Raw genomic sequence first — 16,603 nt, 5'->3', positions numbered from 1 at the left:
GATTCACGGAGGGTACAGTCATGTCCAAGGTACTGATCATCGGCGCTGGCGGCGTCGGCAGCGTGGCGGTGCACAAGTGCGCCCAGGTTCCCGAGGTGTTCACCGAAATCCATCTGGCCAGCCGCACCAAGAGCAAGTGCGACGCCATTGCCGCGTCCGTGCTCGAACGCACTGGCGTGACCGTGCCCACCTACGCCGTGGACGCGGACAACGTGGCCGAGACCGTGGCCCTGATCAACAAGGTCAAGCCCGACCTCCTGGTCAATCTGGCCCTGCCCTATCAGGATCTCCCGCTGATGGACGCCTGCCTTGAAACCGGCGTCAACTACCTCGACACCGCCAACTACGAGCCGCCGGACGAGGCCAAGTTCGAATACAAGTGGCAATGGGCGTACAGGGAGCGCTTCGAGCAGGCCGGGCTCATGGCCCTGCTCGGCTCCGGCTTTGACCCGGGCGTGACCAACGTGTTCGCGGCCCACGCCATGAAGCACCACTTCGACGAAATCCACGTGCTGGACATCATCGACTGCAACGCTGGCGACCACGGGCAGGCGTTCGCCACCAACTTCAATCCCGAGATCAACATCCGCGAGATCACCCAGCGCGGCCGCTACTGGGAGCGCGGGGAATGGGTCGAGACCGACCCCCTGTCCTGGTCCATGAGCTACGACTTTCCCGAGGGCATCGGCCCCAAAAAGTGCTACCTCATGTACCACGAAGAGCTGGAGTCCCTGGTCATGCACATCAAGGGACTCAAGCGCGCCCGCTTCTGGATGACCTTTGGCGACCAGTACCTGACCCATCTGCGCGTGCTTGAAGGCATCGGCATGACCTCCATCGAGCCGGTGGATTTTGGCGGCCAGAAGATCCAGCCGCTGCAGTTCCTCAAGGCAGTGCTGCCCGAGCCCGGTTCTCTGGGACCGCTGACCAAGGGCCGCACCTGCATCGGCAACGTCATGAAGGGCGTCAAGGACGGCCGCGAGAAGACCCTCTACGTCTACAACATATGCAGCCACGAGGCCGCCTATGAGGAGGTCGGCTCCCAGGCCATCTCCTACACCACCGGGGTGCCCGCCATGATCGGGGCCATGATGATGCTCACCGGAAAGTGGGCGGGTAAGGGCGTCTTCCACATGGAACAGTTCGATCCCGACCCGTTCATGGCCGCCCTCAACAAGCACGGCCTGCCCTGGACCGAAGTGGAGCTGTAGTGAACGGACGGCGCGAATACCGCTTCGACCCGGCCGGGGTGGAGACCCCGTGCTTTGTGGTGGACGAAGGACTGCTCGGGGACAACCTGGCCACCCTCGCCTCGGTGCGCCGACGCGCCGGGTGCAAGGTGCTCCTGGCCCTAAAGTGCTTTGCCATGCACAGCGCCTTTCCCCTGGCGGCGGCCAGCCTCGACGGCGTATGCGCCAGCTCGCCCCACGAGGCGCGTCTCGGGCGCGAGGAATTCGCGCCCCACTGCGCGAACGGCCCGGGAGAGGTCCACACCTTTGCCGCCGGATACAGCGAGGCGGACATCCGCGACCTGTGCCGGACCAGCGACCACATCGTTTTCAACTCCTTTGCCCAGCTCGACCGATTCCGCCCCCTGGTGCGCGAGCTGGCCAAGACCGACGGCCGGGACATCGAACTGGCCCTGCGCATCAACCCCGAGCACTCGGAAGGGGCAACCCCCATCTACGACCCCTGCGCTCCGGGCTCCCGCCTGGGCATCCGCCGGGCGCATTTCGATCCGGCGAACCTCGACGGCGTGACCGGCCTGCACTGGCACAACCTCTGCGAACAGGACGCCGACTGCCTGGAGCGCACCGTGGCCGCCGTGGAGGCGTCCTTTGCCGACATTCTGCCGCGCATGCGCTATGTCAACTTCGGCGGCGGCCACCACATCACCCGGCCCGGCTACGATGTGGATCTGCTGGTACGCATCGTCACCCGCTTCAAGGAAAAATGGGGGGTGGAGGTCTACCTGGAGCCGGGCGAGGCCGTGGCGCTCAACGCGGGCTATCTGGTGGCCACGGTCCTCGACGTGGTCAGGGCGGACATGGACATCGTCATCATGGACTCTGCCGTGCCCTGCCACATGCCCGATGTCATCGAAATGCCCTACCGGCCCCACATCGTCGGCTCGGGCGAGCCCGGCGATAAGGCGTGGACCTGCCGGATCGGGGGGCCGTCCTGTCTGGCCGGAGACGTGGCGGGCGAATATTCCTTTGACAGGCCGCTAGTCCCCGGTGATAGGCTCGTGTTCACGGACATGGCCATCTACTCCATGGTCAAGACCAACACCTTCAACGGCATCCAACTGCCCTCGATACGCCTTTACCGGCCCGAATCCGGCGAGATGTGCACCATACGCCGCTTCGGATACCAGGATTTCAAAAACCGCCTGTCCTAGGAGACGACCCATGGCACCGCATTTTCTGGAAGGGGAAATTCCCAACGAGAAGCCGGACAAGGCCGCAGTCCACATCATTCCCGTGCCCCTGGAGAACACCACTTCCTATGGCAGCGGCACCGCCACCGGCCCCGCCGCCATCATTGAGGCTTCAAAGCAGCTTGAGCTTTGGGACGGTTCACGGATGCCCGCCTTAAGCGGCATCCACACCGCCGAGCCCGTGGACTGCTCCAAGGAAATCGCCAAGACCCTGGACCGCATTGAGGACGCCGTGGCCTACGCCCTGGAGTGCGAGGCTTTGCCCCTGGTCCTGGGCGGCGAGCACACCGTCACCCTGGGTGCCCTGCGGGCCATGAAACAGAAATACGGCCGTTTCGGCGTGGTCCAGTTCGATGCCCACGCGGACCTGCGCAACACCTACCAGGGCTCGCCCTTTAGCCACGCCTGCGTCATGCGCCGGGCCATGGACGACCTGCGCATCCCGGTCTTCCAGGTGGGTGTTCGCGCCTTGTGCGCCGAGGAGGCGGACTACCGCAAGAGCCAGTCCGTGCCCTGCCTGGACGCCCGCAAGCTCCACCTCAAGGGCATTCCCACCCAGGTGCTCCCCCCGGACTTTCCCGAGCGCATCTACATCACCTTTGACGTGGACGGGCTCGATCCCTCTGTCATCCGGGCCACCGGAACCCCTGTTCCCGGCGGCTTAAGCTGGCACGATGTCCTGACCCTGCTCGAACGGATCACGGCAGGCAGGCAGGTCGTAGGAGCCGACGTGGTCGAACTGGCCCCGACTCCGGGCGACCACGCCTCGGACTTTGCCGCCGCCCAACTCGCCTACTGCCTGCTGGGCATGAGCCTTCCACGCGACTAACCCTTCTCCCGCCGCCCCCAGACGACGCCCCGGCCGGATACATCGGCCGGGGCGTCGCCAGTTGTCTCCCCCCTCTCAAGCTCGGCCGAAGAGGGCTGATCCGAAAAACCAGACACGCCGCAAATGCCCGCATGGCAAGGCCAGCGAGCCCATCGACGGCCAAATATCTCCGGCCGGGGCATGGACACCGGGCCGTCCTTGTGTCAAGACTTCTGGCTAGCCGTCTTCGTCGCGGACGTGGCGACAACGCGACCGTCAAGAACGGCCCCTGCGTGAAGCTTCACAAAAACACACTTCGCCCAGGGTTTGATTGTGGCCATCGCCGCGGGCCAGCCCCGCGTTTTCGCCATGAACCCGCCCATCGGCAAAGCCATGCCCGTGCCCCGGACGCTCCGGCATCAGGGCCGGGATATTGACTGAGCCAGCAATTAACGCGCTGTCGCCTCCGCGACACGAGGAGAATGCGCCGGATGACGGCTCCCGCCTCACACCCCGCTCATGGACAACCATGTCGGATCGGGACGGCGGCGCGTGGTCTCGCGGCCCCTCCAGGCGCTCTCGGGTTCGGGCCTGATTCATGGCGGCCATGGCCGAGAAAATGTCGTCGCCAGCGGGCCAAAGCGCACACCCGGTACTCCCGGCCACCATTGACGGTGCCGGCTGAACCAGATGCGACGGCTCACTGAATCCCCATCCAGCCAAGGAGATGAAAATGGCACTGTTTACTAAAGAGGAAGCGCTCAATTACCACTCGACCGGACGAAAGGGAAAAATCGAAGTCGTCCCGGTCAAACCCTGCGTAACGCAGAAGCACCTGTCCATGGCCTACAGTCCGGGCGTGGCCCAGGCTTGCCTGGCCATTGCCGAGGATGCGTCCAAATCCTACGAGTACACCGCCCGAGGCAATCTGGTGGCCGTGGTCAGCAACGGTACCGCCGTTCTCGGCCTGGGCAATATCGGCGCGGCAGCAGGCAAGCCGGTCATGGAGGGCAAAGGCGTCCTCTTCAAGGTTTTTGCCGATGTCGATGTCTTTGACATCAACCTCGACGTGACCGACCCGGACAAACTCATCGATATTGTCAAGGCCATGGAGCCCACCTTCGGCGGCATCAACCTCGAAGACATCAAGGCCCCGGAATGTTTTTACATCGAGGAGCGCCTCAAGGCCGAGATGAACATCCCGGTCTTCCACGACGACCAGCACGGCACGGCCATCGTCACGGCCGCGGGCATGCTCAACTCGCTGGAGATCACCGGCAAGAAAGTCGAGGATCTGCGAGTGGTGGTCTCCGGCGCCGGGGCCTCGGCCATCGCCTGCACCAACCTGTACAAGAGCATGGGCGTGGACCCCGAAAACATCGCCATGTTCGACTCCCGCGGCCACATCAACACGAGCCGCACCGACCTGAACGCCTCCAAGCAGGCCTACGCCACCAAGCGCGAATTCGCCTCCCTGGCCGAGGCCATGAAGGGCGCGGACTGCTTTTTGGGCCTGTCCACCAAAGGCGTGGTCTCCAAGGAGATGGTCAAATCCATGGGTGAAAATCCCATCATCTTCGCCTGCGCCAATCCTGATCCCGAGATCACCTACACCGACGCCAAAGAGGCCCGGCCCGATGCCATCATGGGTACCGGAAGGTCAGACTTCCCCAACCAGGTCAACAACGTGCTCGGATTCCCCTTCATCTTCCGGGGCGCTCTCGACGCCGGAGCCACGGCCATCAACGAGGAGATGAAGCTGGCCGCTGCCCACGCCCTGGCCGCGTTGGCCAAAGAGCCGGTGCCGGATTATGTCTGCAAGGCGTTCGGCGTTGACTCGCTCACCTTTGGCATCGACTACATCATCCCCAAGGCCCTGGACCTGCGGCTGATCGAGTATGTGTCCGTGGCTGTGGCCCGGGCCGCCATGGAAACCGGCGTTGCCCGCAAATCCCTGGACCTGGACAACTACGGCAGGCAACTGCGCCAGCGCATCGCCGATTCCACGGCCCGCGTCAGCGCCTTTGTCGGTTCCTACAACCTGGGCATTTAACCCGATTCAAACGGACGGGGTGTTGCGGCCCCGTCCGGCCCTCTCTCCCGAGAGGGTGCCAGCACTGGGGTTTTCGTGTCCGATACTGCGGCAGGAGCGCCGCAAGCATGAGAGAGAGGCAGAATGAGCGCTCATCCCGTTGAGAGCGGTCGAGGGAAACTCATCGGTTTTTTCCTCGGCCCCATCGTCTTTGTCCTGATCCTGATCCTTCCGCCCCCGGAGGGAATGAACCCTGAGGCATGGCGAGTGGCCGCCGTGACCGCCCTGATGGCCATCTGGTGGATCACCGAGGCCATCCCCATTCCGGCCACCTCGCTGTTGCCCATAGCCCTTTTCCCCACATTGGGCGTCATGAGTTCGGCGGCTTCAACCGCCCCGTACGCCAACCATCTCATCTACCTCTTCATGGGCGGCTTCTTCCTGGCCGTGACCATGGAGCGGTGGAATCTGCATCGGCGCATCGCCCTGCATACCATCAGGCTGGTGGGTACCAGCCCGACCCGGATGATCATGGGCTTCATGATCGCCACGGCCTTTTTGTCCATGTGGGTGTCCAACACGGCCACGGCCATGATGATGGTGCCCATCGGACTGGCCGTTATCCAGCAGGCAACGGGATTCGACTCCCGCACCCTGCGCGCCTGTCCCCACGACGGCCCTGAGTTCAACTTCGGCAAGGGGCTGATGCTCGGCGTGGCATACGCGGCATCCATCGGCGGCGTGGCCACCATCATCGGCACCCCGCCCAACACCATCATGGTCGGCATGATCGACAAGATGTTCGGGGTGCAGATCAGCTTTGGCCAGTGGATGCTCTTTGGCGTCCCGCTGTCCGTGACCATGCTCTTCCTGGCCTGGGTGCTGCTGACCCGAGTGCTCTTCCCCATGGGCGACATGGAACTGGCCGGCGGCCGCACGATCATCGAAAGCGAGCTGGCCAAGCTCGGCCCCATGAAATCCGAGGAAAAGAAAATCGTCATCGTCGGCTGCTTTGTGGCCACGTTCTGGATGGCGCGGGAGTTCATCAAGGACCTGCCCCTGATCACCTCGGTCATGCCCAACTTCGGCTATATCCATGACGCCACCATCGGTATCCTGGGAGCCCTGGCGCTCTTCTGCATCCCCACTGACCTCAAGAAGGGCGAATTCCTCCTCGACTGGAAAACAGCGGTCAAGATCCCCTGGGACGTGATCCTGCTCTTCGGCGGCGGCCTGGCCCTGGCCAACGGCTTTGCCAAGACCGGGCTGGCGGGATACATCGCCGCCCAGCTCGGCGCCCTCGACGGCGCAAGCATCCTGGTCTTTGTCAGCGTGGTGGTCTTCATGACCATCTTCCTGACCGAGATCACCTCCAACACCGCCACCGCCACCCTGCTGGTGCCGATCATGGGCAGCGCGGCCATCGCCATGGGCGTGCATCCCTTCGCCACCATCGTGGGCGCCTGCGTGGCCGCCTCCTATGCCTTCATGCTCCCGGTGGCCACCCCGCCCAACGCCGTCATCTTCGGCTCGGGCTGCGTCTCCATCAAGCAGATGGCCAAGGCGGGCATCTGGCTGAACATCGTGGGCACCATGCTGATCACGGCCTTCGTGGTCTACATCCTGCCCGTACTCTGGGGCGTCAAGCTCGACACTCTCCCCGAGTGGGCCGTGATGCCGCAGTAACCCCTTTCCCGCGGGCGGCCGACTCCGGCCGCCCGCGGGTATTCCCGCCTCACCAAATCAAACCGGAAAACTCCGACTCCCCCCCCTTCCGCAAAAAAACACTCTCGATTCCCGACTCAGGCACTCGGGTTTTGTGCACCTCCTTGACGTACACCAGCACAATAGGTATCCCGATGATGACACAAGACCGCATTTCGTAACAACTCGGCCGAGCACCCCCGGCCGCACTCAAAACGAGGACAGCCCATGCGCCCTATCCGATACCTGTACGCCCTGCTGGCCGCCCTGCTGATGCTTCTTCCCTCCACCCCCGCACTGTCCGGGGAACGCACCGTCACCGATTCCATGAACCGCGAGGTGGCGGTTCCGGCCGAGGTGAGCCGGGTCATCTGCTCCGGCCCGGGCTGTCTGCGGCTCCTTACCTATCTGGAGGCCCAGCACATGGCCGTGGCCGTGGACGACATCGAGGTGCGCAGGCGCAGTTTCGACGCCCGGCCCTACGCCATGGCCAATCCGCAGTTCAAGACCCTGCCGGTGTTCGGCCAGTTCCGGGGCCACGACAACCCGGAGCTGATCCTCACCCTTGAGCCCCAGCCCCAAGTCATTTTCAAGACCTTCCCCACCCGGGGGCACGATCCGGTGGAGTTACAGAATAAAACCGGCATCCCGGTGGTGACGCTGGACTACGGCACCCTCGGCAGCCAGAGGCAGGCACTGTACCAGTCCCTGCGCACCATGGCCGAGGTGGTGGGCAGACAGGACCGGGCCGAGGCGGTCATCGCCTTCATGGAGGGACAGATTGAAGACCTCAAGCGTCGCACTGCCGACATTCCCGAAGAGGAGCGGCCGTCCGCGTATATCGGCGGGGTGGCCATGTCCGGCCCCCACGGGTTCCAATCCACCGAGCCGGGGTACCCGCCCTTTGTTTTCGCCGGGGTGCGCAACCTCGCCTACCGCGAAGGGCTGACCGGCAAGGATCTGACCCACGCCAACGTGGCCAAGGAAATGATCGTGCAGTGGAACCCCGAGTACCTGTTCCTTGATCTCTCCACGCTCCAGATGGGCGACAAGGCGGGCGGGCTGCACGAACTGCGCACCGACCCCGCCTACCGCACCATGGCCGCCGTGCGCGAGGGAAGGGTCTACGGTCTGCTCCCCTACAACTGGTACACTCAGAACTTCGGTTCCATTCTGGCCGACGCCTTCTTCATCGGCAAGCTGGTCCACCCGGACCGATTCGAGGATGTGGCCCCGGCGGCCAAGGCCGACGAAATCTACACCTTCCTGCTGGGCAAGCCCTTGTTCGAAGAAATGAACGGCATGTTCGGCAACTTCGCCTTCACCAAAGTCCCGGTGAACTGACATGCACTTCTCCGATGGACAGGTCCCCGCCGAATACCGCCGCTACATCGGCTGGAAGAGCGCGGTGGTTCTCGCCACGGCCGGGCTCCTCGTGGGCGCACTGATCACGGGCATCTCCGTGGGCGCGGCAGGCATCCCCATCCCGGACGTGGCCCGCAGCCTGGCCGGGCTCGAAGTGCCCCGGCGCATTGACGCCATTGTCTGGAACATCCGCCTGCCCCAGGCCCTGACCGCCATTGTGGGCGGGGCCGGGCTTGCCGTTGCCGGTGCGGTCATGCAATCCATTCTGCGCAACCCCCTGGGCTCCCCCTTCACCCTGGGCATCTCCCACGCAGCGGCCTTTGGCGCGGCCCTGTCGGTCATGTTTCTTGGCGGCGGCATCATGACCTCCACCAGCGCCGATGCCGTGAACATCACCAACCCCTACCTCACCACCGCCTCGGCCTTTCTCTTCAGCCTGATCGGCGCAGGGGTTATCATCATGGTCGCCCGCCTGCGCGGGGCCACGCCCGAGGTCATGGTCTTGACCGGAGTGGCCCTGGGCGCCCTGTTCACCGCAGGGACCATGTTCCTTCAATACTTTGCCGACGACGTGCAACTGGCTGCCATGGTCTTCTGGACCTTTGGCGACACCTCCCGCGCCTCCTGGTCAGAGCTTGGGGTGATCTCGGCCGTTACGCTGGTCTGCTGCGTCTGGTTCCTGGCCAACGCCTGGAACTACAACGCCATCGATGCTGGCGACGAGACCGCGCGCGGCCTGGGTGTGCGCGTCGAAAGGGTCCGCGTGACGGGCATGCTTCTGGCCTCGCTGGTCACGGCGGTGACCATCGCCTTCCTCGGCATCATCGGGTTCGTCGGGCTGGTGGTACCGCACATGGCCCGCAGAATCATCGGCTCGGACCACCGTTTTCTGCTGCCCGCGACCATCCTGGGCGGCGGACTGCTCCTCCTGGCCTCGGACACGGCGGCTAGGCTCCTGCTCGCACCGCACCTGCTTCCCGTCTCCGTGCTCACCGCCTTCATGGGCGCCCCGGTCTTCATCTGGCTGATCATCAGGGGGCAACGGGCATGATCCTCGACATCAGCGGACTTGCCTTCACCTACAACAGCCACCCGGTTCTGGAGGATGTGCGGTTCTCTCTTGAGGGCGGGGAGCTGCTGGCCATCCTCGGCCCCAACGGCGTGGGCAAGACCACCCTGCTCAAATGCGTCAACGCCATCCACAGACCCATGCGCGGCGCGGTCATGGTCGAGGAGCGCGACGTGCTGGCCATGCGCCCGGACGAAATCGCCCTGAAAATCGGCTACGTGGCCCAGCGCAGCGAGCCCGCCAAGCTGACGGTGTTCGACGCCGTGCTCATGGGCAGAAAGCCGCATATCCGCTGGCGCGTGACCGACAACGACCTTGAAATCGTGGAGTCCGCCCTGCGGCGGCTGCGGCTCGATGCGCTGGGCATGCGCCATATCGACCGCCTCAGCGGCGGCGAGCTGCAGAAGGTGGCCATCGCCAGGGCGCTGGTCCAGGAACCCCGGCTGCTGCTGCTCGACGAGCCCACCAGCTCCCTTGACCTCAAGAGCCAGGTGGAGATTCTGACCATGATCCGCCGGGTGGTGGACGAACACCGCATCGGCGCCATCATGACCATGCACGACCTGAACACCGCCCTGCGCTACGCCGACAAGGTGCTCTTTCTCAAGGACGGGGCCATCCACTCCCGCGGCAACGCCAGCGAGGTCACCCGCGAGGTCATCGAAGAGGTCTACGGGCTGCCCGTCCATATCCACCACGTCCACGGCCGCCCGCTTATCATCCCGGCTCATGACCACTCACATGCAACAACGGAGCATGACCATGCCCTGCCACATTCCCACTGATCAGATCGCCAAGGCCATCGACTTTCACGGCCATGAATGTCCCGGCCTGCACATCGGCATCCGCGCCGCAGAACTCGCCCTGCGCGAGCTGGGCCACAACCGCGACATCGACCTGGTGGCCGTGTGCGAGACCGACATGTGCGGCGTGGACGCCATCCAGTCCCTCACCGGCTGCACCTTTGGCAAGGGCAACCTCATCCACCGTGACCTGGGCAAGATGGCCTTTTCCTTCTTCGACCGGGGACGGGGCATCGGCCTGCGCGCCCTGCTCGCCCCCGAAGCCAGAAGCGGCATAGATACCGAGATGGGGCCGCTCATGGGCAAGGTATCGGCCGGAAAGGCCACGGAAGCGGAAGAGGCCCGGTTGGCCGAGCTGCGCACCGAACTCCAGGAGCGTTTCCTGGCCCTGCCCCTTGAGGAGATGTTCGCCATCACCCGGCTGGAAATGGCCGCCCCCCGGCCCGCCAGAATCCTAACCAGCCACGCCTGCGAGCGGTGCGGGGAAATGACCATGGAATCGCGCACCCGCCGGCTCGGCGGCCAGACCCTGTGCATCCCCTGCTTCGCCGAACTGGACCAGAAAATCTGAGCCCTGATCCGTTGACGCCAAAGGCCCCCTTTGCCTGTCCGGCAAAGGGGGCCTTTGGCGTCAACAACCCGGAACGACGCGCTACTCAAGCACCAATCGAAATTCCACGGAAACGAAATCAAAGACCAGATGGTAGCCGAGGTGTTGGAAAAATCGCGACGAACCGTAGACAACCCCCCACTCGGTGCGGTCGATGTCGAGATTGGCGATGATCGTCAGGCGGCCATCCTCAAGATTGCGGATATGGGCAGGAAAGGCGATTTCACTGCCCACGCCGCGCAGGGAGAGTTCCCCCTGAATCATGGCGTTGGGCCTAGTGGCCTGCGCCTCTTCGGCCAGCCTGACTGCCGTGGTGGCGAACACGGCCTCGGGAAACATTGCCGTGAAGAAGAAATCGTCGGAGTGCAGATGCTTTTCCAACACGGGATGCAGCTCGCTCCCAACCAGGTCCAGATTGGCGAGGGAGGTCATGTCCATGACAAAGCGGCCTTTGGGTCCGTCTCCGGCGCAGTCCAGTTCTCCTGCGGAAAAACGCAGGGTTCCGTGGTGCGTACCGTTGACGTTGCGCCCTGTCCACCGAAGCATTGATTCGTCAGGGTGCAGGCGGTAGATCCTCGGCTCCAGATTCGCCGTCGGATGCGGTGGCTCGGTCGCTTCCGGGGCCGAGCCGACCAGCTCCCTCCCCTCGGCTCGCCACGCCTCCAGGCCGCCCTGGAACACGGCCACGTCGGTATAGCCCTGACGGGCCAGCTTGTCGGCTGCGGCCAGACAGTCGCGAGAACCCTGCCCGGCACCATAAAGCACCACCGGAGTCCCCATGGACGGCACAAAGGCTGCCACGGTCTCGCAGAACACCACCTCGTACACACAGGCGTTGATGGCACCGGGGATATGCCGGGCTGCGAAATGCTCGGGCGGCAACGTATCGATCAGCACCCCCTCCCCCAGCTCGACAAACCGGGCCACCTCGGCCGCTTCAAGCCGTTCAACGAACTGCGAATCCATACGCCCCCCTCGTCCCGAACCGATGATGAAAGCCGCCAAGCCGGATTTGGCCCCAGTGTACCAGGAATCTGCCCGGACGCAACCGCAGGGCCAAAGAAAAGGCCCCGCCGCGGGCGGAGCCTTTCCAAATGGAGCGGTCCAGTTCAGGCCGCCTCAGAATTTCTCGAAATCGTCATCCAGGTCCAGATCGATGCCGCCATCGGCATCAGGCTTGGAGGCGGGTTTGGGAGCGGGCTTGGCCTTTTCCTTTGGCCCCGCCTCAGGCTTACTGCCGGACTCTGGCTTGACCGAAGCCTGCAGGGGGTTCCGGACGGGAGCTGGCTGGGCCGGTTTCGAGGCAGGAGGTCCGGGCCGGGTCTCGGTCTGCCGCACAATCTGCGTCCTGGTCCGCGTGATTCCAGCCGCCAGCGAGCGATTCTCGGCCAGAGTGAAGAATTCCATGCCCTGCTGCAACTGCGCCGCGTGCTCGGTGAACTCTTCGGCCGTGGCCGCAAGCTCCTCGGCTGAGGCGGCATTCTGCTGAATGACCGTGTCCAGTTCCTGGATGGCCTTGTTGATTTCCTGGGCTCCGGCATTCTGCTCGATGCTGGCCGCGGATATTTCCTGCACGAGATCGGCGGTCTGCCGGATGTCCGGCACCATCCGGGCAAGCATGGAGCCCGCCTCGTCCGCCTTGGACAGGGTGGCCGAAGACAGTTCGCCGATCTCGGCGGCTGCGGAGCCGCTTCGCTCGGCCAGCTTGCGCACCTCGCTGGCCACCACGGCGAACCCCTTGCCAGCCTCGCCGGCACGGGCAGCCTCAATGGCCGCGTTGAGCGCCAGCAGATTGGTCTGACGCGCAATCTCGCCGATGATGGAGATCTTCTCGGCGATATGTTTGATGGAATCCACGGCCTCCATGACCGTATCGCCGCCCTTTTGGGCGTCCAGGGCTGTCTGGGCGGCCATTTTCTCCGTCTGGCGGGCATTCTCGGTATTGCGGCTGATCTGGCCGATCATTTCCTCCATGGCCGAGGACACCTCTTCCACTGAAGCGGCCTGCCGGTTGGCCCCGTCGGACACGGACTGGGCCGAGGTGGTCACCTCGGTGCTGCCGGTGGCCACCCGGTTGGCCCCCTCCTTGGCCCGGCCCACGATGTCGTGCAGTCGATGAATCATGGCCGAGAGCGACGCGGCCAATCGGCCCGGCTCGTCGTTGTATTCCACGGTAATCTCGCGAGTCAGATCGCCTCGGGCCACCTGGTCGGCCAGGGCCACGGCCTCGTTGAGGGGCCGGATGATGGAACGGGCGATAAGCAGGCACAAGGGCAGGACCACCAGCAAGAACACTGCGAAGGATCCGCCGCCCATGCCCAAAACATAGGTGGAGACAAGCCGGTCGATATCCGACGCGATGGACGTACGCTCCTCTTCCACATTGTCCAGATAGACACCGGTACCGATCCACATTCTGGTGCCGGGTATCATCTCGGCGTAGGAGAGCTTGGGTTGGTCGCCCTTGCCCGGCTTGGGCCAGACATAGGTGACGAACCCGCCCCCGGAACGGGACACCCTGTCAAGCTCCACCACCAGAGCCACGCCGTCCTTGTCCTTCAAGCCCGACAGGTCCGTGTCCTGCAAATTGGGGCTGGTGGGCAGGGCCACGTTGACGGTTCCTTCATAGACAAAATAATACCCGGACTCGTCGTCCTCGAAACGGATGGGCGAGATCAGCTTGCGGATGAGTTGCTTGCGCACCTCCTCGCCCTCCACGCCCTTGAGGGCCTCGGCCAGGGTCACGGCCATGGAGTGGGTGGCCACATGAAGCTTGCGCCGCTCGCCCTCAAGCATGGCTGCGGCAGACCGCTCGACACCCACGTCCTTGACCCGCGACACGCCGTTGTAAGCGGTCAGGGCGAAACCCACGGTAAAGAGAACGATGGCGCAGATGAGCAGTATCATACGGACGTTGATGGTGACTTTTCTCAGCATGGGCACCTCCGGGTGCGATTCGATCAATCATTTCGATCCCCTTGCATAGCACCGAACAGAGCGCCTGAAAAGCGGCCAAGGGCTGTTTATAACGCCCCGCTCTATGAAATCATCGCCTGATAATTGATGATTCCTGGCCTGATATATGCTATACTGTCTAAACCGACCGAGCAGGAGACAACATGCCGGGCGACACGAACAGGACACGGGTGGACTCTGCGGCGGAGCACGAGGCGTCTCAACCCAGCACGGACGAAATCGCGGGTGCATGTCCCAAGGAGCACCCCGTGAGGCAAGGCCGGGAGCGGGACGAAGTCTGCTATCGGCAAATGATCGACGGGCTGCCCCAGATCGTCTACGAGGTGGACATCACCGGGCGGCTCGTCTACGCCAACACATTTGCCCTCAAAAGCTTCGGCTTTACCGCCCCGGACCTGGAGCAAGGACTCGAACTCCACCAGATACTGCACCCCGACTCCGTGGCAAGGGCCAGGGAGGGCATTGACCGTGCCCTGCGCGGCACCGGCTCAAACGGCGAGGAATACCTCGCCATGCGCAAGGACGGAAGCACCTTTCCCATCCGGGTCTATTCCCAGGGAGTCTTTGAAAACGGCCGGGCCACAGGCGTACGCGGCGTGGTCATCGACATTACCGAGACCAAACGCGCCGAGGCCGCGCTCCAACTCAGCGAACAATACTACCGCACCCTCTTTGAGCACACGGGCTCGGCCATGATCACCTTCGGAGCCGACGCGGTCATCAGCCGCTGCAACTCCCGCTTCGAAGCCCTGGTGGGTTGGTCTGCGGCCGAGGTGGTGGGCAAAAAGCCCTGGGACATCTTCGTGGCCCCGGAGGACCTGAAGCGCGTCCTGGACTACAACCGGCGACGCCGCCTCGGAGACGCCACCGCCCCCGACGACTACGAAATGACCATCCTCACCCGCGAAGGCGGACGCAGGCGGGTCCACCTCTTTGTCCAGGCCATTCCCGGCACCAGCGATATCGTCTGCTCCCTCATCGACATTACCGACCGCGCCCGGATGGAAAGCGCCCTGCGCAAGAGCGAGCAGCGCTACGCCCTGGTGGTCAAGGCATCCAACGACGGCATCTGGGACTGGGACATCGACAGCGGCAGTGTCTTCTACTCCGCCCGGTACAAGGCAATCCTGGGCTATGTCGGGCACGAGTTTCCCGATACCCTGGACTCCTGGAAAAACGCCGTACATCCCGACGACCTGGCCAATGTCCTGGCAGCCAACGCCTCCTGCGCCCAAGGATGCGCGGACCAGTTCGAGGTGGAGTTCCGCATGCGGCACAAGGACGGCTCCTACCGCTGGATTCTCGGCCGGGGCGCCAGTGTCCGCGACGAGTCGGGACGGGTCTTCCGCATGGCCGGAACCCATGCCGACATCACCCGGAGAAAACTCAACGAGCACACCACCCGCGCCCTCTACGACATCTCCAAGGCCATCGCCACCGCCGACACCCTGAGAGAGCTCTACAAAACCATCCACGCAGTCCTGGGCCGGGTCATCGACGTCACCAACTTCTTCATCGCCCTGTACGACGAGCCGGAGGACCGCGTGGTCTTCTCCTACTTTGCCGACGAGATGGACGAACTCTACGACATCCGCAACGTCAGCGATCCCGAGACCCGTGGGCTGACCGTGCACATCCTGCGTACCGGCGAGCCGCTCTTCATCTCCCAGGCCGAGCCCATACCGCCCGAAAAGGCTCGCAACATCGGCGTGGTGGGCACGCCCGCGGCCGTCTGGCTCGGCGTCCCCCTCAAGCTCAAGGGCCGGACCATGGGGGCCATGGCCGTGCAACACTACACCAACCCGCGTCACTACACCGATGCGGACGTAACCTTCATGGAGGCCGTGTCCGAGCAGGTGGCCCTGGCCATCGAGCGCAAGTCCAACGAGGAGGAGCTGACCCGCTTCAACAACGAGCTTGAGGACATGGTCGAACAGCGCACGGCCGAGCTGCGGGCCAAGGCCGCCGAGCTGGAGGCCGCCAACCGGCGGCTGACCGAGCTTGACGAGATCAAGTCCGCCCTGGTCTCGTCCATATCCCACGAACTGCGCACCCCACTGACCTCCATCCGTGGCTTTGCCAAGCTCACGCGCAAGGACTTCGTGCGCCACTTCCACCCCCTGGCCGCGAACCCCACGCAGGAGGCCAAGGGCGATCGCATCCGCCAGAACCTCGACATCATCGAGACCGAGGGCGAGCGCCTGACCCGGCTGATCAACGACTTTCTGGACATCAACCGCATCGAGGCGGGAAAGGCGGCATGGAACGATCAGCTCCTCAATCCATGCCGGGCGGTGCGCCAGGCGGTGGCCGCCCTGGCCGGAACCATCAAGGACCGGCAGGACATCGACTTCCGCCTCCGCCTGCCGCCCAGGGTCCCCCTCGTCCACGCCGACCCGGACAAGATCCAGCAGGTGCTCATCAATCTGATCAACAACGCCTGCAAGTTCACCCGCAAGGGCAGCATCGAAGTCACGGTCAGCGGCGACCAAGAGCACCTGACCTTCACCGTGGCCGACACGGGCATGGGCATCGCGCCGGAAGACCTGCCCTACATCTTCGACAAATTCTTCAAGGCCGACAACGGCGACACGCTTATTGCCGAGGCTCCGGGCACCGGCCTGGGCCTGGCCATCTGCAAGGAGATCGTCGAGCATTACGGCGGCAGCATCCGGGCGCACTCCACCCCTGGCCGGGGCAGCACCTTCGCCGTCACCCTGCCCTCGGTCCACGGCTCGGAAACGGCCTGCGAGTAGCCAGAGGGAAATGTATAATCAGGTAAATGGGGGCGGTGTC

General features: G+C 64.0%; 12 protein-coding genes. 10 read left to right on the top strand and 2 right to left on the bottom strand.

What is annotated here, in order from left to right:
• Window positions 1-20: 20 nt before the first annotated feature.
• The 9 genes from GKC30_RS09725 (at window position 21) to GKC30_RS09685 (ending at window position 10,792) form a co-directional block, all read left to right on the top strand.
• Entirely contained in the window at window positions 21-1,211 is a 1,191-nt protein-coding gene (locus GKC30_RS09725) for a saccharopine dehydrogenase family protein (protein ID WP_155934522.1), read from the top strand.
• Window positions 1,211-2,401: a carboxynorspermidine decarboxylase gene (gene nspC / locus GKC30_RS09720; protein WP_367614072.1), complete on the top strand. Its 1,191-nt coding sequence runs from the start codon at window positions 1,211-1,213 to the stop codon at window positions 2,399-2,401. The genes GKC30_RS09725 and nspC overlap by 1 nt, the downstream gene beginning before the upstream one ends.
• Before the next feature lie 10 nt (window positions 2,402-2,411).
• Window positions 2,412-3,269 (top strand): agmatinase, encoded by an 858-nt coding sequence (gene speB / locus GKC30_RS09715; protein ID WP_155934518.1) that lies wholly within the window; start codon window positions 2,412-2,414, stop codon window positions 3,267-3,269.
• A 712-nt stretch (window positions 3,270-3,981) separates the two neighbouring features.
• Entirely contained in the window at window positions 3,982-5,301 is a 1,320-nt protein-coding gene (locus tag GKC30_RS09710) for a malic enzyme-like NAD(P)-binding protein (RefSeq protein WP_155934516.1), read from the top strand.
• Window positions 5,302-5,424: 123 nt separating this feature from the next.
• The gene (locus GKC30_RS09705; protein ID WP_155934514.1) at window positions 5,425-6,966 is read left to right on the top strand and encodes an SLC13 family permease; all 1,542 of its coding nucleotides are present in this window, start codon (window positions 5,425-5,427) and stop codon (window positions 6,964-6,966) included.
• Between the two features lie 246 nt (window positions 6,967-7,212).
• Window positions 7,213-8,328, top strand: a complete 1,116-nt coding sequence (locus GKC30_RS09700; protein WP_155934512.1) for an iron ABC transporter substrate-binding protein — start codon at window positions 7,213-7,215, stop codon at window positions 8,326-8,328.
• Window position 8,329: 1 nt separating this feature from the next.
• Window positions 8,330-9,400 (top strand): FecCD family ABC transporter permease, encoded by a 1,071-nt coding sequence (locus GKC30_RS09695; protein WP_155934510.1) that lies wholly within the window; start codon window positions 8,330-8,332, stop codon window positions 9,398-9,400.
• Window positions 9,397-10,203, top strand: a complete 807-nt coding sequence (locus GKC30_RS09690; protein WP_155934507.1) for an ABC transporter ATP-binding protein — start codon at window positions 9,397-9,399, stop codon at window positions 10,201-10,203. Before GKC30_RS09695 ends, GKC30_RS09690 begins: the two co-directional genes overlap by 4 nt.
• Entirely contained in the window at window positions 10,181-10,792 is a 612-nt protein-coding gene (locus GKC30_RS09685; protein WP_155934505.1) for an FmdE family protein, read from the top strand. The genes GKC30_RS09690 and GKC30_RS09685 overlap by 23 nt, the downstream gene beginning before the upstream one ends.
• Before the next feature lie 81 nt (window positions 10,793-10,873).
• Here the strand turns inward: GKC30_RS09685 and GKC30_RS09680 are convergent, their stop codons facing one another.
• Window positions 10,874-11,797 carry a YceI family protein gene (locus GKC30_RS09680; RefSeq protein ID WP_155934504.1) on the bottom strand — a complete coding sequence of 308 codons (924 nt, stop codon included), beginning with the start codon at window positions 11,795-11,797 and terminating at the stop codon, window positions 10,874-10,876.
• Window positions 11,798-11,950: 153 nt separating this feature from the next.
• Window positions 11,951-13,768, bottom strand: coding sequence for a methyl-accepting chemotaxis protein (locus GKC30_RS09675; RefSeq protein ID WP_155934502.1), 1,818 nt, complete (start codon window positions 13,766-13,768; stop codon window positions 11,951-11,953).
• A 182-nt stretch (window positions 13,769-13,950) separates the two neighbouring features.
• On the opposite strand from GKC30_RS09675, the gene GKC30_RS09670 reads away from it, so the two are divergent.
• Complete coding sequence (locus tag GKC30_RS09670; RefSeq protein WP_155934500.1) at window positions 13,951-16,563, top strand: PAS domain S-box protein; 2,613 nt, start codon at window positions 13,951-13,953, stop codon at window positions 16,561-16,563.
• The last annotated feature ends 40 nt before the right edge of the window (window positions 16,564-16,603 follow it).

The organism is Pseudodesulfovibrio alkaliphilus (assembly GCF_009729555.1).
GTDB lineage: Bacteria > Desulfobacterota > Desulfovibrionia > Desulfovibrionales > Desulfovibrionaceae > Pseudodesulfovibrio > Pseudodesulfovibrio alkaliphilus.
This window is presented reverse-complemented; position numbering and strand designations above follow the sequence as displayed.

Excerpts from the sequence above, each read along its gene's own strand:
- GKC30_RS09725 (WP_155934522.1), top strand. The coding sequence starts at position 21 with ATGTCCAAGGTACTGATCATCGGCGCTGGCGGCGTCGGCAGCGTGGCG.
- speB (WP_155934518.1), top strand. The coding sequence starts at position 2,412 with ATGGCACCGCATTTTCTGGAAGGGGAAATTCCCAACGAGAAGCCGGAC.
- GKC30_RS09710 (WP_155934516.1), top strand. The coding sequence starts at position 3,982 with ATGGCACTGTTTACTAAAGAGGAAGCGCTCAATTACCACTCGACCGGA.
- GKC30_RS09705 (WP_155934514.1), top strand. The coding sequence starts at position 5,425 with ATGAGCGCTCATCCCGTTGAGAGCGGTCGAGGGAAACTCATCGGTTTT.
- GKC30_RS09700 (WP_155934512.1), top strand. The coding sequence starts at position 7,213 with ATGCGCCCTATCCGATACCTGTACGCCCTGCTGGCCGCCCTGCTGATG.
- GKC30_RS09695 (WP_155934510.1), top strand. The coding sequence starts at position 8,330 with ATGCACTTCTCCGATGGACAGGTCCCCGCCGAATACCGCCGCTACATC.
- GKC30_RS09690 (WP_155934507.1), top strand. The coding sequence starts at position 9,397 with ATGATCCTCGACATCAGCGGACTTGCCTTCACCTACAACAGCCACCCG.
- GKC30_RS09685 (WP_155934505.1), top strand. The coding sequence starts at position 10,181 with ATGCCCTGCCACATTCCCACTGATCAGATCGCCAAGGCCATCGACTTT.
- GKC30_RS09680 (WP_155934504.1), bottom strand. The coding sequence starts at position 11,797 with ATGGATTCGCAGTTCGTTGAACGGCTTGAAGCGGCCGAGGTGGCCCGG.
- GKC30_RS09675 (WP_155934502.1), bottom strand. The coding sequence starts at position 13,768 with ATGCTGAGAAAAGTCACCATCAACGTCCGTATGATACTGCTCATCTGC.
- GKC30_RS09670 (WP_155934500.1), top strand. The coding sequence starts at position 13,951 with ATGCCGGGCGACACGAACAGGACACGGGTGGACTCTGCGGCGGAGCAC.